Source organism: Streptomyces sp. NPDC047028 (assembly GCF_040644095.1).
Taxonomy (GTDB): Bacteria; Actinomycetota; Actinomycetes; order Streptomycetales; family Streptomycetaceae; genus Streptomyces.
The window spans coordinates 116,528-135,911 of sequence record NZ_JBEYVS010000014.1 but is presented as its reverse complement, the minus strand read 5'-3'; the positions used below and the strand labels follow the sequence as shown (position 1 = coordinate 135,911).

At 72.1% G+C, this 19,384-nt stretch carries 22 protein-coding genes; 3 read left to right on the top strand and 19 right to left on the bottom strand.

Going from position 1 to position 19,384, the window contains the following annotated elements:
* Nucleotides 1-47: 47 nt before the first annotated feature.
* From ABZ854_RS15385 to ABZ854_RS15340, 10 genes are all read right to left on the bottom strand, one after another.
* Nucleotides 48-1,916: a glycosyltransferase gene (locus tag ABZ854_RS15385; RefSeq protein ID WP_361209968.1), complete on the bottom strand. Its 1,869-nt coding sequence runs from the start codon at nt 1,914-1,916 to the stop codon at nt 48-50.
* Nucleotides 1,913-2,941 carry a UDP-glucuronic acid decarboxylase family protein gene (locus ABZ854_RS15380; RefSeq protein WP_361209965.1) on the bottom strand — a complete coding sequence of 343 codons (1,029 nt, stop codon included), beginning with the start codon at nt 2,939-2,941 and terminating at the stop codon, nt 1,913-1,915. The genes ABZ854_RS15385 and ABZ854_RS15380 overlap by 4 nt, the downstream gene beginning before the upstream one ends.
* A gap of 336 nt (nt 2,942-3,277) precedes the next feature.
* Entirely contained in the window at nt 3,278-4,690 is a 1,413-nt protein-coding gene (gene aspA / locus ABZ854_RS15375; RefSeq protein ID WP_361209962.1) for an aspartate ammonia-lyase, read from the bottom strand.
* A 130-nt stretch (nt 4,691-4,820) separates the two neighbouring features.
* A complete protein-coding gene (locus tag ABZ854_RS15370; protein ID WP_361209959.1) occupies nt 4,821-5,831 on the bottom strand; it encodes an asparaginase in 1,011 nt (336 codons plus the stop codon).
* Nucleotides 5,832-5,886: 55 nt separating this feature from the next.
* Entirely contained in the window at nt 5,887-6,552 is a 666-nt protein-coding gene (locus tag ABZ854_RS15365; RefSeq protein WP_361210059.1) for a FadR/GntR family transcriptional regulator, read from the bottom strand.
* A gap of 184 nt (nt 6,553-6,736) precedes the next feature.
* A complete protein-coding gene (locus ABZ854_RS15360; protein WP_361209956.1) occupies nt 6,737-7,573 on the bottom strand; it encodes an undecaprenyl-diphosphate phosphatase in 837 nt (278 codons plus the stop codon).
* Nucleotides 7,574-7,683: 110 nt separating this feature from the next.
* The gene (gene crcB, locus ABZ854_RS15355) at nt 7,684-8,058 is read right to left on the bottom strand and encodes a fluoride efflux transporter CrcB (RefSeq protein WP_361209953.1); all 375 of its coding nucleotides are present in this window, start codon (nt 8,056-8,058) and stop codon (nt 7,684-7,686) included.
* On the bottom strand, nt 8,055-8,435 hold the full coding sequence (locus ABZ854_RS15350; RefSeq protein ID WP_361209950.1) for a DUF190 domain-containing protein: 381 nt from the start codon (nt 8,433-8,435) through the stop codon (nt 8,055-8,057). Before ABZ854_RS15350 ends, crcB (ABZ854_RS15355) begins: the two co-directional genes overlap by 4 nt.
* Complete coding sequence (crcB, locus tag ABZ854_RS15345) at nt 8,432-8,893, bottom strand: fluoride efflux transporter CrcB (protein ID WP_361209947.1); 462 nt, start codon at nt 8,891-8,893, stop codon at nt 8,432-8,434. The genes ABZ854_RS15350 and crcB (ABZ854_RS15345) overlap by 4 nt, the downstream gene beginning before the upstream one ends.
* A gap of 98 nt (nt 8,894-8,991) precedes the next feature.
* Nucleotides 8,992-9,279, bottom strand: coding sequence for a helix-turn-helix domain-containing protein (locus tag ABZ854_RS15340; protein WP_361209944.1), 288 nt, complete (start codon nt 9,277-9,279; stop codon nt 8,992-8,994).
* Nucleotides 9,280-9,535: 256 nt separating this feature from the next.
* Between ABZ854_RS15340 and ABZ854_RS15335 the strand changes: the two genes are divergently transcribed.
* Together ABZ854_RS15335 and ABZ854_RS15330 are read left to right on the top strand one after the other, a co-directional pair.
* The gene (locus ABZ854_RS15335; protein ID WP_361209941.1) at nt 9,536-9,886 is read left to right on the top strand and encodes a VOC family protein; all 351 of its coding nucleotides are present in this window, start codon (nt 9,536-9,538) and stop codon (nt 9,884-9,886) included.
* A gap of 85 nt (nt 9,887-9,971) precedes the next feature.
* Nucleotides 9,972-10,394 carry a MarR family transcriptional regulator gene (locus ABZ854_RS15330; protein WP_361209938.1) on the top strand — a complete coding sequence of 141 codons (423 nt, stop codon included), beginning with the start codon at nt 9,972-9,974 and terminating at the stop codon, nt 10,392-10,394.
* Between the two features lie 101 nt (nt 10,395-10,495).
* Here the strand turns inward: ABZ854_RS15330 and ABZ854_RS15325 are convergent, their stop codons facing one another.
* The 4 genes from ABZ854_RS15325 to ABZ854_RS15310 form a co-directional block, all read right to left on the bottom strand.
* Nucleotides 10,496-10,894: an SseB family protein gene (locus ABZ854_RS15325; RefSeq protein WP_129311109.1), complete on the bottom strand. Its 399-nt coding sequence runs from the start codon at nt 10,892-10,894 to the stop codon at nt 10,496-10,498.
* A 133-nt stretch (nt 10,895-11,027) separates the two neighbouring features.
* Nucleotides 11,028-11,585 carry a cysteine hydrolase gene (locus tag ABZ854_RS15320; RefSeq protein ID WP_361209935.1) on the bottom strand — a complete coding sequence of 186 codons (558 nt, stop codon included), beginning with the start codon at nt 11,583-11,585 and terminating at the stop codon, nt 11,028-11,030.
* Nucleotides 11,582-13,087 carry a cytosine permease gene (locus tag ABZ854_RS15315; RefSeq protein WP_361209932.1) on the bottom strand — a complete coding sequence of 502 codons (1,506 nt, stop codon included), beginning with the start codon at nt 13,085-13,087 and terminating at the stop codon, nt 11,582-11,584. The genes ABZ854_RS15320 and ABZ854_RS15315 overlap by 4 nt, the downstream gene beginning before the upstream one ends.
* A gap of 148 nt (nt 13,088-13,235) precedes the next feature.
* Complete coding sequence (locus ABZ854_RS15310) at nt 13,236-14,207, bottom strand: threo-3-hydroxy-L-aspartate ammonia-lyase (RefSeq protein WP_361209929.1); 972 nt, start codon at nt 14,205-14,207, stop codon at nt 13,236-13,238.
* Between the two features lie 154 nt (nt 14,208-14,361).
* On the opposite strand from ABZ854_RS15310, the gene ABZ854_RS15305 reads away from it, so the two are divergent.
* Nucleotides 14,362-15,093: a PAS domain-containing protein gene (locus ABZ854_RS15305; protein ID WP_361209926.1), complete on the top strand. Its 732-nt coding sequence runs from the start codon at nt 14,362-14,364 to the stop codon at nt 15,091-15,093.
* Nucleotides 15,094-15,107: 14 nt separating this feature from the next.
* Here ABZ854_RS15305 and ABZ854_RS15300 read toward each other — a convergent pair whose 3' ends face one another.
* The 5 genes from ABZ854_RS15300 to ABZ854_RS15280 form a co-directional block, all read right to left on the bottom strand.
* Complete coding sequence (locus tag ABZ854_RS15300) at nt 15,108-15,239, bottom strand: hypothetical protein (protein ID WP_361209923.1); 132 nt, start codon at nt 15,237-15,239, stop codon at nt 15,108-15,110.
* A gap of 79 nt (nt 15,240-15,318) precedes the next feature.
* Nucleotides 15,319-15,930: a TetR/AcrR family transcriptional regulator gene (locus tag ABZ854_RS15295; protein ID WP_361209920.1), complete on the bottom strand. Its 612-nt coding sequence runs from the start codon at nt 15,928-15,930 to the stop codon at nt 15,319-15,321.
* Between the two features lie 47 nt (nt 15,931-15,977).
* Complete coding sequence (locus tag ABZ854_RS15290) at nt 15,978-16,889, bottom strand: 3-hydroxybutyryl-CoA dehydrogenase (protein ID WP_361209917.1); 912 nt, start codon at nt 16,887-16,889, stop codon at nt 15,978-15,980.
* A gap of 107 nt (nt 16,890-16,996) precedes the next feature.
* A complete protein-coding gene (locus ABZ854_RS15285; RefSeq protein WP_361209914.1) occupies nt 16,997-18,169 on the bottom strand; it encodes an acyl-CoA dehydrogenase family protein in 1,173 nt (390 codons plus the stop codon).
* A 35-nt stretch (nt 18,170-18,204) separates the two neighbouring features.
* Entirely contained in the window at nt 18,205-19,377 is a 1,173-nt protein-coding gene (locus ABZ854_RS15280) for an acyl-CoA dehydrogenase family protein (RefSeq protein WP_361209911.1), read from the bottom strand.
* Nucleotides 19,378-19,384 lie beyond the last annotated feature (7 nt).

Here is a 19,384-nt window from a genome sequence, read left to right as displayed (position 1 = left end):
GGGGACCTCGTTCTCGTCGGGGTGGGTGGCCAGGGGTGCGGGCGGTGTCAGCCCGCCATGAAGCCGCGCAGGTAGGCGGGGAACAGCAGCAGCGCCCCGGTGAGCGGCAGGAGTGCGACGAACCCGGCGGCCAGCGGCCACGCGGCGGTGCCCAGGGCCCGGTGTGCGGCGAGCCCCGCCGATCGCGCGGTCTCCCGGATGTGCAGGGCGCTCACCGCGAGGGTCACCGCCCCGTAGGACAGGGAGCCCAGCAGACAGAGGAACACGTAGCCGATCGCGGGACCGGTGATTTCCCCGACCAGGGCCGCCGTGGACAGCACGACGGTGATGAGGAGGTAGGGGAGCATCAGGCGCAGCGGCAGCGGCTCCATGCCGTCACGGGACTTGGGCGTCACCTTGAAGACGATCTTCCGTGGCCGCAGCCGCTGCAGGAGTGCCGCCGCGGCTCCCCAGGCGACCAACGGCCAGCGGGTGAGCCCGAACAGCCAGCCCTCCCAGCTCAGCAGCGGCGCGTCGGCGGGGCGCAGCAGTCCGCGCCGGCGCAGCAGCAGGGTGAGCAGGACCAGGAAGAACGACATGGCCCAGAAGTGGACGAGGAAGGCGCCGTAGTCGACGTTGATCCAGGGGGTGCCGGTGACGGCGGCGATGGGCGGCAGCAGCAGTCCGCCGGTGGTGGTGAGGGCCAGCAGCGGATAGTAGGACAGGGCGAACGCGAACCGGACGCGCAGCCGGGCCGGCATCCGCCGCAGGTGGCGCGGGAGCATGCCGAGGAGCATCACGACCAGGCTCCGTGACCACTGGAACTCCTGCGTGACCATCGCGGCGAAGGTGAGGGGGCCGTCGCCGTGCGCCTCGGCGTCGATGGCGAACGCGCCCTGCCAGCCGGCCGAGTTCAGCAGGAACGTGGTCGAGAAGTCCTCGGCGAGTTCGGGTCCGAGTCCGCCGATGTCCCGCAGGGCGTGGGTGCGTACTGCGTAGTGGGAGCCGATGCACAGGGGGGCCAGTCCGTCGGAGTGGCCGAGCTGCATGGGTCCGTGGAAGGTGGCCTCGCGGTGCAGCCGGCCGCGGGCGGCCCAGGAGGCGCGGGCGTTGGCGTCGCACACGCTGGGGGCGGCGACATAGCCGACGGCCGGGTCGGCGAACGGCCGGACCACTTCCCGCAGATAGCGGGCGTGGGGTACGTGGTCGACGTCGAGCTGGGCGACCACGTCGTAGTCGCGGTACCCCCAGTGGTCGTAGAAGTGGGCGAGGTTGCCCTCCTTGCACCGGGTGCGCCGGGGCCAGGCGTCGCGGTGGTACGACGCGACGCCGCGCCGGCAGGAGACGCGTACGCCGTTGGTCTCGCACCAGTGGAGGATCTCCTGGTGCGGGTCCTCGTCGCAGAGCCACACGTCGTAGGGGTGGGGGAAGTCCTGGTGCAGCATCGCGGTGAGGGTGGCGCGGGCGACCGCCCAGGGTTCGGAGGGGGCGCGGGTCACCACGAACGCGGTGCGGACGGCGGGGACTTCGACGGCGGTGTCGAGGGTGCGCAGCCGCAGGACCACGACGACGAAGTACATCGGCAGCAGGGACAGGTACAGCAGCAGCGCGCTGTTGACGGCGAATCCGGTCCAGCTGACCCGGTGTTCGGGGCGCACCCACCATTCCCAGAAGCACACCAGGGCGGCCAGCCAGCAGGCGGCGAGCAGTGCGGCCCTCACCCGGTCCGCGCGCCGCAGCCGGGGGATCCAGAAGGCGGGCGTGGTCGGGAGGGTGCGGCGTGGCCTGCCGAACACCGGTCCGTCGGCGGCGGTGTCGACGACGTTGCCCGCGGACAGGGTCAGCAGGTGGTGCCGCAACTCCTGCTCGGGGTCCGCCGGGGTGCCGAGTCCGACAGCGGTGCCGCCCGGGGCCGGGCCGTGCTCCGTCTGGGTCACGACGCCGCGGGGGTCGCGCCGAGCTGACCGGGCCGCGCGGCGGCCACGCCGTCCTGCTGGCCGCCCCGGATCGCCGCGAGCGCGGCCGCGACGCCGTCGGGCCGTTCGGCGAACCACCGCACGGTGCGGCGCAGGCCCTCGTCGATGCCCACCTCGGGGGCCCAGCCCAGCCGTTCGGCGGCGCGGGCGATCGCCGGGCGGCGGCGGGCGGGGTCGTCGACGGGCAGCGGATGGAACTGGATCTCGGCGCTGGAACCGGTCAGGCCGAGCACGAGTTCGGCGAGTTCGAGCATGGTGAGTTCGACGGGATTGCCGAGGTTCACCGGTCCCGGCTCGTCGCAGTCGAGCATGGCGACGATGCCGCGGACCAGGTCGTCGACGTAGCAGAAGCTGCGCGTCTGCTTTCCGTCGCCGTAGACGGTCAGGGGCTCACCGGCGAGGGCCTGCACAACGAAACTGGAGACGACCCGGCCGTCGTGCGGACGCATGCGCGGGCCGTACGTGTTGAAGATCCGGACGATTCCCGTGTTCGTGCCGCGATGCGTCCGGTGGGCCCGGGTCAGCGCCTCGGCGAAGCGTTTCGCCTCGTCGTACACGCTGCGCGGTCCGACAGGGTTCACATGGCCCCAGTAGCTCTCCTCCTGCGGGTGCACCTCGGGGTCGCCGTACACCTCGCTCGTGGAGGCGAGGACGAAGCGGGCGTCGTGGCGGGCGGCGAGCCGCAGGGCGTTCTCCGTGCCGCGACTGCCGACGGCGAGCGTCTCGAGGGCGCGGCTGAGGTAGTCGGGCGGGGAGGCCGGGCTGGCCAGGTGGGCCACCGCGTCCACGGTGCCCCGGGCGTCGACCGACCGGCTGACATCGCCCCGGACCAGTTCGAAAGCCGGATTCTGGAGAAACGCGGCGATGTTCGCCGGGTCTCCGGTGGAGAAGTCATCCAGACACACGACCTCGTCACCGCGTCGAAGAAGCGTTTCACAGAGATGCGACCCTAGAAATCCGCCGCCACCTGTCACGGCCACACGCATGAATTCTCCTGGATTCACCGAGGGGATTCCGTCGCTCCGTCCGGCCCCGGTACGGGGGCTGTTCGCCAGGACAGGAGACGGCCTCTGCCGAGGCCGCGAATTCACCATATGAGCGTTAGTAGCATTTTCTGGATAATGACGAGACCCGCTGGGCCGATCGGCCGACGCCCGCGAGCGACGCCCTGTCGGACGGCAGTGCCCGTACGGGCCGCGCGGGACGGGCCACCCGGCCGGGGTCACTCCCGCGGGTGAAGACACCCCGCGTGTCGCCATGGTCCGGCGCGGCAGGCATCGTCCTGCACGGCGGGCCGGCGGCGCACGCGGGGCGTGCTCGTCTCAGACCGCGGGGGTCGCGCCGCGGCCGGCGAGGACCTCCGGCCGCAGCAGGTCCGCGAGGCGCTCGGCGGGCAGCAGGCCCTTCTCCAGGACCAGTTCCGCCACGCCACGGCCGGTGCCGAGGGCCTCCTTGGCGATCTCGGTGGCCGCGGTGTAGCCGATGTGCGGGTTCAGGGCCGTGACCAGGCCGATGGAGTTCTCCACCGTGGCCCGCAGCACCTCCGTGTTGGCGGTGATGCCGTCCACGCAGCGTTCGGCGAGGGTGAGGCAGGCGCTGCGCAGGTGGGTGATGCTCTCCGAGAGGGAGTGCAGGATGATCGGCTCGAACGCGTTGAGCTGGAGCTGCCCGGCCTCGGCCGCCATGGTGATGGCGACGTCGTTGCCGATGACCTCGAAGGCCACCTGGTTGACGACCTCGGGGATGACCGGGTTGACCTTGCCCGGCATGATCGACGAACCGGCCTGCACCGGCGGCAGGTTGATCTCGCCGAGGCCCGCGCGCGGCCCCGAGGACAGCAACCGCAGGTCGTTGCAGCTCTTGGACAGCTTGACCGCGATCCGCTTGAGCACCCCGGACATCTGGACGAAGGCTCCGCAGTCCTGCGTCGCCTCCACCAGGTTCGCGGCGGTGACCAGGGGCAGCCCGGTGATCGCGGCGAGGTGGCCGCGGGCCGACTCGGCGTACCCGGCGGGCGCGTTGAGACCGGTCCCGATCGCGGTGGCGCCCAGGTTGATCTCATGGATCAGCTCGACGGCCTCCGCCAGACGGCTGCGGTCCTCCTCCAGCATGACGGCGTACGAGGAGAACTCCTGGCCCAGCGTCATCGGCACGGCGTCCTGCAACTGCGTGCGGCCCATCTTGAGCACGTCACGGAACTCGACGGCCTTCCGGGCGAACGAGTCCTGCAGCACGGCCATCGCCCTGAGCAGTCCGCGCACCGCGAAGACCGTGGCGATCTTGACGGCTGTGGGGTAGACGTCGTTGGTGGACTGCCCCAGGTTGACGTCCTCGTTGGGGTGCAGATACGCGTACTCGCCCTTGCCGTGCCCGAGCAGCTCCAGCGCCCGGTTCGCCACGACCTCGTTCGCGTTCATGTTGGTCGACGTGCCCGCCCCGCCCTGGATGACGTCCACGACGAACTGCTCGTGCAGCTTCCCGTCCCGGATCTCCCGGCAGGCGGCGACGATCGCGGCCGCCTTATCGGGCGCCAGCAGCCCCAGCTCCTCATTGGCGAGAGCAGCGGCCTCCTTGACCGCGGCCAGCGCGTCGATCAGGTGCGGATACGCGGAAATGGGCATGCCGGTGATGGCGAAGTTCTCCGTCGCGCGCAGGGTGTGCACGCCCCAGTACACGTCGGCGGGTACGTCACGGTCGCCCAGCAGATCGTGTTCGCGGCGGGTGGTGGCGGTCATGAGAGGAGGGTTCTCCTTCTGAGATACGGTGGTGGAAGCGCCCCGAAAGGGGCGCGGGGAACTGCGCGATCAGCCACGAACGGCCCGCAGACCGCGGACGATCCACGGCACCCCTTCGCAACGCGGCTCGCTACACACCCACCGGCAACGGATCCAGGGCCCGCGCGACCCGCACGCTCCCCACCGGCTCCCCGCCGCCCAGCAGCGCCTCCCCCGCGAACGGGGTGAGCAGCTCGGGCTCGACGCCGGCGCGAGCCAGCGCCGCCGCCGCCACGGGTATCCGCGCCCGGTTCGCCCCATCGGCGATCTTCACGGCCACAGCCCGCCCGTCGGGCAGCGCGGCGACCTGAACCCCCTCGAACCCGTCCTTGGCGAGCAGCCCGGGCACGGCCCTCATCAGCGCGGCGACATCGCGCCGGGAGCCGGAGGCCATCTCGGCGTGTTCGCGCATCGCGTCCGCGACGCGCGCCTCGGGCGTGCCCGGCGCTGCAGTGTTGATGCGGGCGGCGGCGCGGGCGAGGCCGTGCAGGGAGACGGAGAAGAGGGGCGCGCCGCAGCCGTCCACGGTCACCCGGGCGATCCGCTGGCCGGTGAGGTCCTCGGTGATCTCGGCGATGGCCTGCTGGAGTGGGTGGGCGGGGTCGAGGTAGTCGTCGAGGGACCAGCCGTTGAGTTTGGCGGTCCACAGCATGGCCGCGTGCTTGCCGGAGCAGTTCTGGGCCAGTCGTGAGGGCGCGCGGCCCTCGCGGACCCAGGTGTCCCGGACGGCCGGGTCGTAGGGCAGGTCGGGGACGTTGCGCAGATCGTCCTCGGTGAGTCCGGCGAGTTCGAGGATGCGCCGGGTGCCGGCGAGGTGGCGTTCCTCGCCGGAGTGGCTCGCGGCGGCCAGCGACAGCAGTTCGCCGTCGAGCGGCAGCCCGGCCCGCACCATGGCCACGGCCTGGACGGGTTTGAGGGCCGAGCGCGGGTAGAACGCGGCCTCGATGTCGCCGAGCTGGAACCGGACGTGCCCTGTGGTGTCGAGGACGACGACGGAACCGTGGTGGATGCCCTCGACGACCCCGCCGCGGATGAGGTGGGCGACGGGGGCGTGGAGGGGTTCGCGGACGACGGGTGGGGCCGCGGGAGTGCTGGTGTACATGGCTGCCTGGATCACTGGTGGGTGGGAGGGAGGGCGGCGGGAGCCGGGACGCGGGTCACGCGCCGGCGCCGGTGGACGTGCGCGAGGCGCGCACGATGTCGGTGAGGGTCGTCTCGACGCGGTCGAGGTGGTGGCTCATGGCGTCGACGGCGTCGTGCTCGCTGCCGTCCGCGAGCGCCTCGACGATCGCCCGGTGTTCGCGGTTGGACTGCTCACGGCGCCCGCCCAGCTCGTTCAGGAAGGCCGACTGGCGCGCCAGCGCGTCGCGGATCTCCTCGATGACCCGGCGGAAGACCGGGTTCTGGGCGGCCTCGGCCACCGTGAGGTGGAAGAGGGTGTCCATGGCGACCCACGCGGTGGTGTCCGTCTCCCGCTCCATGCGGTCGAGCAGGTGGGCGAGGCGGTCGAGGTTCTCGGGGGTGCGGCGGCGGGCCGCGTACCCGGCGACGGGGATCTCGATGTGGCGGCGCACTTCGAGCAGGTCGCCGGCCGCGTAGTCGCCGAAGGTCGGTTCCTCGACGGTGTCGGCGACGACGAAGGTGCCCTTGCCGGTCCGGGAGACCGTCAGGCCCATCGTCTGCAGGGCGCGCAGTGCCTCGCGGAGCACGGGGCGGGACACCTCCAGCGTGCGGCACAGCTCGGCCTCGGAGGGGAGCTTGTCGCCGATGGCGTACTCGCCGCGTTCGATGGCGTCGCGGAGGTGGCCGAGGACCGCTTCCATCGCGCTGACGCGCCGAGGTATCGGGCCACCTGTCTGGCTGTCTGACAGGTTCACGAAGCGATGGTGCGGGCTGCGGGGCGGGCCTGTCAAGGCGGGCCCCGACAGGCCCGCCCACGGAGTGCGGGTGTCCGCACCGCGTGGGCGGTGTACTGCTCCGGCCGGCCGCGGTGGGCCGGCCCGCGCGTCAGCTGTTGAGCGTGCCGGTGGCGAGCAGCCCGAGGAGGCCGACGCCGATCACGATCCGGTAGAGGACGAAGGCGTTGAAGGAGTGCTTGGCGACGAACTTGAGCAGCCAGGCGATGGAGGCGTAGGCGACGACGAAGGAGACGAGTGTGCCGACGGCCAGCGGGGCGGCGCCCACGCCGGCGCCGAGCGCGTCCTTCAGCTCGTACAGGCCGGCGCCGGTCAGGGCCGGGATGCCGAGGAAGAAGGAGAGGCGGGTGGCGGCGACGCGGTCCAGGTCGAGGACGAGCGCGGTGGACATGGTGGCGCCGGAGCGGGAGAAGCCGGGGAAGAGCAGGGCGAGGATCTGGGAGCAGCCGACCAGCATGGCGTCCTTGAACGAGGTGTCGTCCTCACCGCGCTTGTGCCGGCCCATCTGGTCCGCGCACCACATCACGCCGGAGCCGACGATGAGCGAGCCGGCGACCACCCAGAGCGAGGCGAGCGGGCCGTCGATCAGCGGCTTGGCGGCCAGGCCGACGACGACGATCGGGATCGTCGCGTAGATCACCCACCAGGCGAACTTGTAGTCGTGGTGGTAGCGCTCCTCGCGGTCGGTCAGACCGCGGAACCAGGCGGAGACGATCCGCTTGATGTCCTTGAAGAAGTACACGAGCACGGCGGCGATGGCGCCGACCTGGATGACGGCGGAGAAGCCGACGACGGACTTGTCGTCGACGGGGATGTCCATGAGCCCCTCGGCGATCTTGAGGTGGCCGGTGGAGGACACGGGGAGGAACTCGGTCACCCCCTCGACGACTCCGAGGACGACGGCTTGACCGACGGAGATGGCGCTCATGGGATCCAGTTCTGGGGATAGTTGGTCGACAGTGTTGTAGACAGTCTGACAGTCTTACTATGCCGGGTCGTACAGGAGGCCGCCCGGCCCCCGAGGGCCGGCCCCGGGCACTAGCCCCAGAAGGCCCCGGCCAGGGACACCCCGGCGAAGGCGGCTCCCAGGCCCGCCGCCACGCTCGCGACGACGTTGACCGCAGCGTAGAGGCCCGCCCCCGCCTCGGTCAGCCGCAGGGTCTCGTAGGAGAAGGTCGAGTACGTCGTCAGCGCCCCGCACAGGCCGGTGCCGAGCAGCAACTGCACGTGCGGGCCGGCCGCTCCGGCCGCGGTCGCGCCGCTGAGCAGGCCCAGCACCAGGCAGCCGCCGAGGTTCACCGCGAAGGTGCCCCAGGGGAAGAGCGAGTCGTGCCGGGCCTGTACCGCCCGGTCGGTGAGGTAGCGCAGCGGGGCGCCGACCATCGCCCCGGCGACGACCAACAGCCAGTTCACGAGGAATTCTCACCCTTCGGGTCCGCTTGGTCCGCATGTCCGGCACGGCCGGCGTACGTGACGATCTCGCACTCCTCCAGGGTGACCAGGCCGTCGCCGACCAGTTCGCCGAGCTGGGGAAGGAAGGCCCGGACGCGCTCCTCGGTGTCGACGACGACCACCGCGACGGGCAGGTCCTCGCTGAGGGACAGCAGTCGCGAGGTGTGGATGCGGGAGGAGGCGCCGTAGCCCTCGATGCCCCGGAAGACGCTGGCCCCGGCGAGCCCGGCGGCGTGCGCCCGGTGGACGATCTCGGAGTAGAGGGGCCGGTGGTGCCAGGTGTCGTCCTCGTCGAGGTAGACGGTGAGCCGCAGGGCGCGGCCGATCGGTGACGTCATCGCTGCCTCCTGGTGAGCAGCAGGCGGGCCGCGACCGAGGCCAGCCACACCGCCGCGAGGGCCGCGCACAGGGTCGCGGCGAGATAGGCCAGGCCCGTGCGCGGGTGGCCGCCGCCGACGAGGGTGCGGATGTCCACGGCGTAGGTGGAGAACGTGGTGAACCCTCCGAGCACCCCGGTGCCGAAGAACGGGCGGACGAGGCGGTGGGCGGCCCACACGTCGGTGATCAGCACCATGAACACGCCGATCACGGCGCACCCGATGACATTGGCCCAGAACGTCGCCCACGGAAAGCCGCCGGGCGGTGTCGGCAGGGCCAGGCTCAGCGCGTAACGTGCCGTCGCGCCGAGGGCACCGCCCACTGCGACGACCGCGACGACGGGGATCTGGGCGCGCCACTCGGACCGCCTCGGCTGTGCGGTGCGGACACGGATGCTCTCGGCTTCCGGGGCTGTCATCGCTCGTACGTCTCCTGGTTCGGGCCTGCCCCGACGGGTGATCACGGCCGGGCACCAGGGTACCGCCGGGCGGCGGCCGCCTCAGCGGCCCTTCCCGGTCACCAGCCCTTCTCGAAGAGCCTCGCCACCTCCGCGATGCGGATCTCGTCACGCCGGTAGTGGGTACGGCAGCGGATCCGCCGCGTGCGCAGCAGGCCGAGGCGGGTGAGGAGGGTGAGGTGAGCGGCGGCGGCCCGGCGGGAGACGCCGAGCTTGGCGGCCACGGCACCCGCGGTGACGCCCGTCTCGGCGGGATCGCGCGCGTACCGGGCCGGGAAGTGGGTCGCCGGGTCCTTGAGCCAGCCCAGGATGTCCTGCCGCACACGGCCCGAGGGAGTTCCCATCATCCGCCCCGCCTCCGTCCCGGCCTCCTCGTCCGCCGCCTCCCACTGTGACCCGCCCGACGCCGCCACGCGCCCAACTCACCGCCCGTTGTCCGGTACCGAACGGCCGTACGACTCAATAGGCGCCGTCGAGGAGAGCGCCCGGGTGGAGTTCGCAAGCGGTCAGGATCTAAGAAGCCGGGGCGGGGCTTCCGGCCGTAGCGTGAAGGGCATCGGCGGGGAGGAACCCGCCGGGTGTCGTACTCGAGGAGTGAGTCCCATGACCGCAGGTGTGCAGACGATCATCTACCCCGTCAAGGACCTGGGCCGGGCCAAGGCCCTGTTCACCGTGCTGCTCGGGGTCGAGCCGTACGCGGACCAGCCGTACTACGTCGGCTTCAAGGCCGAGGGGCAGGATGTCGGGCTCGACCCCAACGGGCACGCCCAGGGGCTGACCGGTCCCGTGCCGTACTGGCACGTGACCGACCTCCGGGAGCGTCTGGCGGGGCTGCTGGAGGCGGGCGCCGAGGTGGTGCAGGACGTGCGCGACGTCGGCAACGGCCGGCTGATCGCCTCCGTGAAGGACGCCGACGGCAACCTGGTCGGCCTGCTGCAGGACCCGTCCGCCTGAGTGCCGTGCACCTGCCGTCACGCCCGCCGTCACCCGCATTAGTTGCACACTCAACGATTGGCCGGATCGGTGCTACGGTGCGGGTATGGCAGTCAAGACGGCCGACGCCCGGCTCGAAGAACGCTGGCGGGACATCCTCACGGTCCACGCGCGCACCATGTGCGAGATCGACCGTGTCCTGCACCCGCACGGGCTGGGCGCCAGCGACTTCGAGGTGCTGGACATCCTGGCCTCCGAGTCGCCCGGGGCGGGCGACCAGTGCCGGGTGCAGAACCTGGTCGGACGGGTGCATCTCAGCCAGAGCGCGCTGTCCCGGCTGATCGGCCGGCTGGAGAAGGAGGGCCTGGTCGAGCGCTCGGTGTGCGCGGAGGACCGGCGCGGGGTGTGGGTGGCCCTGACCGGCAAGGGCCGCGCCCTGCACGCCGAGGTCCGCCCGCTGCAGCGGGCGGTGCTCGGGCGGATGCTCGCCGAGGGCGAACAGGGCGGAGAGGGCGACGACCGGCGCTGAATCGGCGGCCGGCGGCCCCGGCCCACAGGGGCGGCGCCGGCCCGCAGGGCCCCGGTGTCAGCGGGACGGCGGGGCCGACACCCCCCGGTTCGGCTCCCGGTTCACCGGGCCAGCAGCGTGCGCACCCCCTGCGACGTGAGCGTCAGCGCGTGGGTGGAGTTGCCGTCGATGGCGAGGGACAGGTCGTCCTCGGGCCACTGCGAGGCGAGGGCGCCGAGCGGTATCAGGCGGTAGCGGGAGACGAACGGCAGCAGGCCGGCCATCTCGACCTCCGAGGTGAACACGGGCACGACCGGTTCACCCCCGGGCTGTTCCAGGACGGGCAGGGCGACCGTCGAGGCGTCGGCTCCCTCTCCGTCCACCGCGTCGTCCGGCACCGGTATCAGCACCTCGCTGTGCGCGAGGGTGTCCAGCGCGGCCTGGTCGTCGGCGTTCACGGCCAGCGCGTCGAGCGCCTGTTCGGCCGGCGTCGGAAGGTCGTCGTGTGCGGGTGTCTCCATGGCAGATCCCCAGGTAGCGGCGGTCTTGCGGGCCGCACGGACCGGTGTGCCCGGGCGTGCTCCCGCCTCGCGTACCCACGGCGGCCACGAGGCATGCCTGCGCATGTCCGCCGGCGCCTGGGCGGCACACCGGTCACGCCGGGGTGCCGGTGCCGGCGAGCAGGCCGTCGACGGTGGTGACCCGGATCAAGGGCCGGTAGAGGTCCATGACGTGCAGCGCCTTGATGTGGGAGTCGTCGTCGACTCCGGCGCAGGCGTCGGCCACGACCAGCACCTCGGTGCCGGCGTCGGCGGCGGCCAGGGCGGTGGACAGCACGCAGCAGTCGGTGCTGACGCCGGCCAGCACCAGCGGGCCGTCCGGACCGACGCGGTCGGCCAGCGGCGGGGTCCACTTGCCGAACGTGGGGGCGTCCACGACGTGCGCGGCACGGTCCGCGAACTCTTCCGTCAGCCGCCACAGTCCGGCGTCCGGGGGCCGGAGGGCGAAGGGCCAGCGGTCGTAGTAGGCACGCCAGGCCCCGGTGGGCTGCGCGGGGGCCACGAAGCGGGTGAAGGTGACGCGGTCGCCGAAGGCCGGCAGCAGCCGTCGTACGCCCGCGGCCGCGTCGGCGAAGCGGGGGGTGGCCCAGAGGCTCGCCGGGTCCGCGAAGACGTGCTGCATGTCGATGACCGCGAGGTGTCCGGAGGTCATGTGCTGTACGCCCCCTCGCCGGCCGCCTGGCTGGGCGCCTTCGCCTCCTGCTCGCGGACCCTCCGTCGGCCCAGCAGCAGGGTGCCGAGGAAGGCGAGGGCGAGGGCGACAAGCACACCGAGGTTGGCGTACGCCCAGGCCCCGCTCTTGCCGCCGAGCCCGAACGGGCCGAGCAGATAACCCTGCCAGGTGAGCCAGCTCGCGGCCGTGTTGGTGACCAGGCCCCAGCCGACGGCGGTCGCCGCGAGCGTCAGCAGCAGGGGCAGGGCGGCGATGTCGCCGTAGCGTCCGTGCGGGCGGAACAGGTCGCCCTCGTCGTAGTCGCGGCGGCGCAGCGCGAGGTCGGCCAGCATGACTCCGCACCAGGCGGCGATCGGCACGCCCAGCGTGGTGAGGAACCCCATGAACTGGCCGAGGAAGTCGTCGGCGAAGAAGACGATGTAGATGGATCCGGCGATCATCAGGACGCCGTCGAACAGCGCGGCGAGGTAGCGGGGCACGCGCAGTCCGGCGGAGAGCAGGGCCAGGCCGGAGGAGTAGATGTCCAGGACCGCGCCGCCGACCAGGCCGAGTACGGCGACCACGGCGAACGGCACCAGGAACCAGGTGGGCAGGATGGTCGTCAGGGCGCCGATCGGGTCGGCCGCGATGGCCTTGCTGAGCGTGGCGGAGGAGCCGGCCAGCAGCAGGCCGAAGACGAGCAGGAGCAGCGGGGCGACCGAGGCGCCGAAGGTGGTCCAGCCGATCACGCCCCGGCTCGACGAACCGCGGGGCAGGTAGCGGGAGTAGTCGGCGGCGGCGTTGACCCAGCCGAGGCCGAAGCCGGTCATCATGAACACGAGCGCGCCGATGAACTCCTGGGCGGAGCCCGCCGGTACGGCGCTGACCGTGCCCCAGTGGACGTGGTCGGCGACGAGGGCGACGTAGACGATCGTGAGCACGCCGGTGACCACGGTGATCACCGTCTGCAGACGCATGATGAGGTCGAAGCCCATCACTCCGCCCACGACGGTCAGCGCCGCCACGACCATGAGGGCGACGATCTTCGTCTCGGAGCCGCCGCCCCAGCCGAGCCGGTCGAAGACGGTCGCCGTGGCCAGGGTGGCGAGCGCGGTGAGGACGGTCTCCCAGCCGACGGTGAGCATCCAGGAGATGACGGACGGCAGCCGGTTGCCGCGCACGCCGTAGGCGGCCCGGCTGAGCACCATCGTGGGCGCCGAGCCGCGCTTCCCGGCGACCGCGATGAACCCGCAGAGCAGGAACGAGACGACGATGCCGACGATGCCGGCGACGAGTGCCTGCCAGAAGGAGATGCCGAAGCCGAACGCGAAGGCGCCGTAACTGAGTCCGAGCACGGAGACGTTCGCGCCGAACCACGGCCAGAACAGCGTGCGCGGGGTGCCCTTGCGGGCCGCGTCCCCGATCACGTCGAGCCCGTGGGTCTCCACCTGGAGCCGCCGGCCGTCGGCCCCGCTCTCACGGGGGTCCTGCGGGTGCGTCATGTCGCCGCCCTACCTGTCCAGACGTGTCCCGTCGAGGCTATGGCCTGTCCGGCGGATCATGCCACCGACGCGGGGCCCGCCACGCGCTGCCCGCCGGTCGCCGGTCGCGTCCGCCGTTGCGCCGTCGACCACCGGGTCCGGGGTGGGCTCAGTTGCCGCCGACGAGTTCGGCGAACCGTTCCGCGCCCACGTTGCCGCCGGACAGGATGACGCCGACGCGGGGCGGCAGCGCCTCGACGCGGTGGGCGAGCAGAGCGGCGAGCGCACTGGCGCCGCTGGGCTCGACGACCGTCTTCAGGCGCTCGAAGGCGAAGCGCATCGCGTCCCGGATCTGCTCGTCGCTGACCAGAGCGATGCCGTCGACCAGAAGGCGGTTGAGGGAGAAGGTCAGTTCGCCGGGGATCTCGGCGGCCTGGCCGTCGGCGATGGTGCGCGGCACCGGGATGGACACCCGGTGGCCGGCTTCGAGGGACCGCTTGGTGTCGTCACCGGCCTCCGGTTCGACGCCGATGACCCGGACGTCCGGCAGCAGCCCCTTGGCGGCCACGGCACTGCCCGCGATCAGCCCGCCGCCGCCGACCGGCACGACCAGCGCGTCCAGCTCCCCCGCCTCCTCGATCAGCTCCAGGGCGGCCGTGCCCTGCCCGGCGATGATGTGCGGGTGCTCGTACGGCGGTACGAGGGCGAGGCCGCGCTCGGCGGCGAGGGCCTCGCCGATCGCGACCCGGTCGCCGGTGTAGCGGTCGTAGGTGACGATCTCGGCGCCGTATCCGGCGGTCGCCTCCAGCTTGGCGCGCGGGGTGTCCTCGGGCATCACGATGACCGCGGTGGTGCCGAGTTCCCTGGCGGCCAGGGCGACGGCCTGCGCGTGGTTGCCGGAGGAGTAGGCGGCGATGCCCTTGGCCAGCTGCTCGGGGGACAGCCGGGAGGCCGCGTTGTAGGCGCCGCGGAACTTGAAGGCGCCGACGCGCTGGAGGTTCTCGCACTTGATGTGCACCTCGGCGCCGACCAGTTCGTCCAGGGTGCGCGAGCGCAGGACCGGGGTGCGGTGGGCGACGCCCTTGATCCGCTCCGCGGCGTCCCTGACGTCCTGGAGCGTGACGCGCTGGGTGTCGGGCATGTACGTACTCCGTTCTGGGCGCGGTCGGCTGTCGCCGTGACCGCCGGGACCGCCGTGACCCGGAACCACCGGGTTCTGGAAACATTGTCTAAGATATAGACGAAAAGTCCAGACCCCCAGGTCGGGCGGCGCGCGGCGCAACGGAGGCGAGCGGATGACAGAGGCACAGGCGCAGTCAGCGGTGACTCCCCCCGCGCCGGGCGGCGCGGGGGCGGGGCCGGGTGGCGGCACGGGCGGTGAGCGGGATGCTGTCATCACTGCTCTGACGCCGGTGATCGACGGGATCGCGGCGACCTTCGGGGCGATGTGCGAGGTGGTGATTCACGACTTCCGGCGGCCCGAGCACTCCGTCGTCGCTCTCGCCGGATCGGTCACGGGGCGCGGGGTCGGCGGCTCGATGAGCGAGATCGGCATGCGGCTGCTGGCCCGGGGCGACGAGGCGCGCGACGAGCTGAACTACCTGACGCGCACGACGGACGGGAAGCTGGTCAAGTCCTCGACGATGCTGCTGCGCGATTCCGCCGGCGCCGTGTTCGGGGCGCTCTGCGTCAATCTGGACGTGACCGCGCTCGGGCAGGTGCACGCACTGACCGGCGAGCTGGCCGGTGTCGCGGGGCCCGCGCCCGAGGCCGTGCCGACGACGACGTTCGGCGACGACATCGGCGCGGTGGTGGACGCCGTCGTCGACACCCGGCAGCCCGCACACGGCACGGCGTGGGCCCAGCTGCCCCGCGCGGAACGGCTGGCGCTGTTCCGCGATCTCGACCGGCGCGGGGTGTTCGCCGTCCGCGGGGCGGTCCAGCAGGTCGCCGCCCGGCTCGGCATCTCCCGCGCCTCGGCGTACAACTATCTGGCGGCGGCCCGGGGCCCCGGCGACGGGGGCTGAGGACCGCCGCGGTGTCAGCGGGACGACTCCTCGTCGTCGTCCTCACCCTCCGCCTGCGAGGGCGTGGTCCGCTGCGGCTCGGCCGCCTCCGTGCCCTCCTCGTCCGGCTCGCCCTCCGCCTGGGACGGAGTCGTGTACTCGCTCATCCCGACGCCTCCCGCCCGTGTCGTGCTCGGTCGTACGGCTTCCGCAGCCCGAGTACCCGCCTCGGCGAAGGCGAGCCCCTCACCCGGCGGGGACGGTGTCCGGCAGCCCGAGCGTCGCGGCCACGTGCCGCCAGATCGCGGCGAGGGCCCCGTCCACGGTGACCGCCGGGTCGCGCAGCATCAGGCGGATGCCGTAGCCGTCGCACAGGGACAGCACGAGCGTGCTGAGGCCGTCCACGTCGGCCGGGGTGAACTCACCGGAGGCGATGCCACGCCGTACGGCGTCGGCGACCCACGCGTGGAGTTGCGCGTACAGGTCGACGGCGAAGACCCGGGTGTCCTCGTCGCGCAGGGCGCGGGCCCACAGTTCCTGCCACAGCCGCCAGTCCTGGTGCAGTTCGGGATCGGTCGGCAGCAGGTTGCGCAGGATCCGGGCCAGGATGACGGCGGCCGGCGCGGTCTCCGCGTCCCGGTCGACGTCGAGGGCGGTGTGGGCGAAGGAGTGCCGCATCGCCTCGGTGAACAGCTTTTCCCGCGTGTCGAAGTGGTAGTGCAGCAGCGCAGTCGACACCCCGGCCCGCTCGGCGACCATCCGCATCCGGATCTTCTCGAAGCCGATGTCGGCGATCACCTCGCACGCCGCGGTCAGGATGCGCTCGCGCGTGTCTGCCGTGCGCACCTTCGTGGACACCCTGCGGCTCCCCTCGTTCGGTGGTCGTACGCCGGGGCCATTTTCCCTCACGCCGGCCCCGCCGCCCCCGCCGGTGCCGATTCCGGGCGGTGCCGCGGTGCGTCGTAGGTGTGGAAGCCCCGCCCGGACTTCCGCCCGAGCAGCCCGGCCTCCACCATCCGGCACAGCAGCGGGGGCGGGACGTACTGGGGCTCGCGGAACTCGGCGTACAGCGACTCGGCGATGGCCCGGGTGGTGTCCAGGCCGATCAGATCGGTCAGGGCCAGTGGTCCGAGGGGGTGGGCGCAGCCGAGGACCATCCCCCGGTCGACGTCCTCGGCGCTCGCGCTGCCCGACTCCACCATGCGGACGGCGGCGAGCAGGTACGGCACCAGCAGCGCGTTGACGACGAAGCCGGCCCGGTCGCCGGTCCGGACGACCTCCTTGCCGAGCACCTCGGTCACGAACTCCTCGGCGCGCGCGGCCGTACCGGTCGAGGTGAGCAGGGACGGGACGAGTTCGACGAGCCGCAGTACCGGTACGGGGTTGAAGAAGTGCAGGCCGACGACGCGTTCGGGCCGCCGTGTCGCGGTGGCCAGCCGGATGACCGGGAGGGAGGAGGTGTTGGTCGCGAGGATGCTGTGCTCGCCGGTGACCACCGGGTCCAGTCGCGTGAACACGTCGAGTTTGAGGCGCTCGTCCTCGGCGACCGCCTCCACGACGAGATCGCTGTCGTGCAGGGCCTCGATCTGGTCGGCCACGGTGATCCGGGCCGCCGCGGCCTCGCGGGCCCCGGCGTCGAGTCTGCCGCTCGTGGTGGCGCGGTCGAGAGAGCGGCTGATGCGGCGCAGGCCCGCACGGGCGGTTCCGGCGTCGCGTTCCACGACCACGACCCGTGCGCCGGCGCGTGCGCAGACCTCGGCGATGCCGGCGCCCATCTGTCCGCAGCCGACGATCCCCACGCGTTCGATACCGGTCATCCGTCGTCCCTCCTTCGCTGTGTGTGTCGTCGTACGGCCGGCTGTGCCGGTGCGGCTGGCGTCGTGGGCGGGCCGGAGCACGGTGGTGCTCCGGCCCGCGGGTGGGGTCAGGCCCCCGGCAGGTCCAGCACGCCGGTGCCCCGCTTGATCAGTTCGCCGGCGATGATCAGGCGCTGGATCTCGGAGGTGCCCTCCCAGATCCGGTCGACGCGCAGCTCGCGGTAGAGGCGTTCCACTGCGTAGGAGCGGTCGTAGCCGCGTCCGCCGTGGATCTGAAGACAGCGGTCGACGACCCGGCCGGAGGCCTCGCTGGCCGCGAGCTTGGCGATGGCCGCCTTGGCGTGCAGCCGCTTGCGGTCCTCCGGCGTGGACTGGCCGATCTCCCATGCGACCTGGTGGGTGTAGGCGCGGTTGACGGCGATGTCGACCGCGCAGTCCGCGAGCATGCCCTGGATCAGCTGGTACGAGGCGATCGGCGCCCCGAACTGCTCCCGCTCCACCGCCCAGTCACGGGAGAGTTCCAGGGCACGCTCGGCCGCGCCGGTGGTGCGGGCCGCGATCATCAGGCGTTCCTCTGTGAACCAGGAGCGGGTGATGTCGTAGCCCTCGCCGATCCCACCGAGCACGGCGTCGTCGTCGACCTGGACGTCGGTGAAGGTGAACTCGGGGTGTTCGTAGACGAAGGTGTGCATGAAGCGGGGCACGCGGGTCATCTCGATGCCCGGGGTGTCCTTGTCGACGAGGAACAGCGTCGGCGCACGCTCCGGTCCCGCCGCCGCGAGGACGATCATGAAGTCGGCGTGGTCGCCGACCGTCACGAACCACTTCTCGCCGTTCAGCACCCAGCCCTGGTCGTTCTTCGTCGCCGTGGTGGCGATGTTCTGCGGGTCCGAGCCGGCGTCGCGCTCCGTGACGGCGTAGCAGTCGCGCCGCTCGCCCTTGATCACCGGGACGAGGAACCGCTCGCGCTGCTCCGGGGTGCAGAAGCGCAGAGCGTTGGCGGGCCGCCACACCATGTCCCACAGGGCACCGGTGAGGCGCCCCAACTCCTCCTGGACGGTGACCTGTTCGGCGATGGTGAGGCCGGCGCCGCCCCATTCGGCGGGCATGTTGACGGCCTGGAGGCCGGAGTCGAGCACCGCGTCACGGATCTTGGCGTGGACGTCGGCGGGCAGGCCGTTGTTCTCCTCGCACTGGGTCTCGTAGGCGGCGATGAAGTCGGTGAGGGCGCGGGCGTCGGCCTTGAGCTGTGCCTGGCGCGGGGTGAGACGGAAGTCCATGGAAGTCCTCGCTCGTGGGTGTCGCGGGGGCGGTTTCAGTGGGTGGGCAGGGCCAGGGCGCGGGTGCCGCGCTTGATCAGCTCGTTGGCGATGATCAGGCGCTGGATCTCGGAGGTGCCCTCCCAGATCCGGTCGACGCGCAGCTCCCTGTACATGCGCTCGACGGGGTAGGTGCGGTCGTAGCCGCGTCCGCCGAAGATCTGCAGGCAGCGGTCGGCGACCCGGCCGGCGGCCTCGCTGGCGGCGAGCTTGGCGGTGGAGGCCTTGGCGTGCAGCGTCTTGCGGTCGGTGCCCGGCTGGTCGGCCTCCCAGGCGACCTGGTGGGTGTAGGCGCGGTTGACGGCGATGTCGACCGCGCAGTCCGCGAGCATGCCCTGGATCAACTGGTACGAGGCGATCGGCGCCCCGAACTGCTCCCGCTCCACCGCCCAGTCACGCGCCAGCTGGAGCGCGCGCTCGGCCGCTCCGACGGTGCGGGCGGCGATCATCAGGCGCTCGTCGGTGAACCACTCCTTGGTCAGCTCGTAGCCGTTGCCGACACCGCCCAGCACGTCCTCGTCGGCCACGAAGACGTCGGTGAAGGTGAATTCGGGGTGCCCGTTGACCGCGGAGTGCATGAAGTGCGGCACACGCGTCATCTCGACGCCGGGCGCGGCCTTGTCGACGAAGAACAGGGTGGGCAGCCGGTCGGGCCCGGCGTCCGCCTGCACCAGCAGGAAGTCGGCGATGTCGCCGCAGGTGACGAACCACTTCTCGCCGTTGAGCAGCCAGCCGCCGTCGGTGCGGGTGGCTGTGGACGTCCCGGCGGAGGGATCGGATCCGGCGCCCGGCTCGGTGACGGCGAAGGCGTCGAACTTCTCGGCGCGGATCACGGGCAGCAGGTACTTCTCGCGCTGCCGTTCGTCGCCGTACGCGAGGACGTTGGCCGGCCGCCAGGGTATGTCCCACAGGCAGTTGGTGACCTTGCCGAACTCCTCCTCGACGATGACCTGGTCGAGCAGGCTGAGCCCGGCGCCGCCCCATTCGGCGGGCATGTTGATGGCGTAGACGCCGGCGTCCATGGCGGCCCGGGTCAGTTCGCGGACGAGCTGCTCCGGCAGGGGGCCGCCGGCCTGCTCGGACTGGTCCTCGTATCGCATCAGCAGCCGGGCGTAGTCGGCGGCGCGCCGCTTCAGGTCGGTTTGCTCGGGGGTGTAGCGCAGGTCCATGGGTGCC

What these genes read in the sequence shown, in the direction of transcription:
- ABZ854_RS15380 (WP_361209965.1), bottom strand. Translation starts at nt 2,941, where the DNA reads ATGCGTGTGGCCGTGACAGGTGGCGGCGGATTTCTAGGGTCGCATCTC.
- aspA (WP_361209962.1), bottom strand. Translation starts at nt 4,690, where the DNA reads ATGACCGCCACCACCCGCCGCGAACACGATCTGCTGGGCGACCGTGAC.
- ABZ854_RS15370 (WP_361209959.1), bottom strand. Translation starts at nt 5,831, where the DNA reads ATGTACACCAGCACTCCCGCGGCCCCACCCGTCGTCCGCGAACCCCTC.
- ABZ854_RS15365 (WP_361210059.1), bottom strand. Translation starts at nt 6,552, where the DNA reads ATGGAAGCGGTCCTCGGCCACCTCCGCGACGCCATCGAACGCGGCGAG.
- ABZ854_RS15360 (WP_361209956.1), bottom strand. Translation starts at nt 7,573, where the DNA reads ATGAGCGCCATCTCCGTCGGTCAAGCCGTCGTCCTCGGAGTCGTCGAG.
- ABZ854_RS15350 (WP_361209950.1), bottom strand. Translation starts at nt 8,435, where the DNA reads ATGACGTCACCGATCGGCCGCGCCCTGCGGCTCACCGTCTACCTCGAC.
- crcB (WP_361209947.1), bottom strand. Translation starts at nt 8,893, where the DNA reads ATGACAGCCCCGGAAGCCGAGAGCATCCGTGTCCGCACCGCACAGCCG.
- ABZ854_RS15340 (WP_361209944.1), bottom strand. Translation starts at nt 9,279, where the DNA reads ATGATGGGAACTCCCTCGGGCCGTGTGCGGCAGGACATCCTGGGCTGG.
- ABZ854_RS15335 (WP_361209941.1), top strand. Translation starts at nt 9,536, where the DNA reads ATGACCGCAGGTGTGCAGACGATCATCTACCCCGTCAAGGACCTGGGC.
- ABZ854_RS15330 (WP_361209938.1), top strand. Translation starts at nt 9,972, where the DNA reads ATGGCAGTCAAGACGGCCGACGCCCGGCTCGAAGAACGCTGGCGGGAC.
- ABZ854_RS15325 (WP_129311109.1), bottom strand. Translation starts at nt 10,894, where the DNA reads ATGGAGACACCCGCACACGACGACCTTCCGACGCCGGCCGAACAGGCG.
- ABZ854_RS15320 (WP_361209935.1), bottom strand. Translation starts at nt 11,585, where the DNA reads ATGACCTCCGGACACCTCGCGGTCATCGACATGCAGCACGTCTTCGCG.
- ABZ854_RS15315 (WP_361209932.1), bottom strand. Translation starts at nt 13,087, where the DNA reads ATGACGCACCCGCAGGACCCCCGTGAGAGCGGGGCCGACGGCCGGCGG.
- ABZ854_RS15310 (WP_361209929.1), bottom strand. Translation starts at nt 14,207, where the DNA reads ATGCCCGACACCCAGCGCGTCACGCTCCAGGACGTCAGGGACGCCGCG.
- ABZ854_RS15305 (WP_361209926.1), top strand. Translation starts at nt 14,362, where the DNA reads ATGACAGAGGCACAGGCGCAGTCAGCGGTGACTCCCCCCGCGCCGGGC.
- ABZ854_RS15300 (WP_361209923.1), bottom strand. Translation starts at nt 15,239, where the DNA reads ATGAGCGAGTACACGACTCCGTCCCAGGCGGAGGGCGAGCCGGACGAG.
- ABZ854_RS15290 (WP_361209917.1), bottom strand. Translation starts at nt 16,889, where the DNA reads ATGACCGGTATCGAACGCGTGGGGATCGTCGGCTGCGGACAGATGGGC.
- ABZ854_RS15285 (WP_361209914.1), bottom strand. Translation starts at nt 18,169, where the DNA reads ATGGACTTCCGTCTCACCCCGCGCCAGGCACAGCTCAAGGCCGACGCC.
- ABZ854_RS15280 (WP_361209911.1), bottom strand. Translation starts at nt 19,377, where the DNA reads ATGGACCTGCGCTACACCCCCGAGCAAACCGACCTGAAGCGGCGCGCC.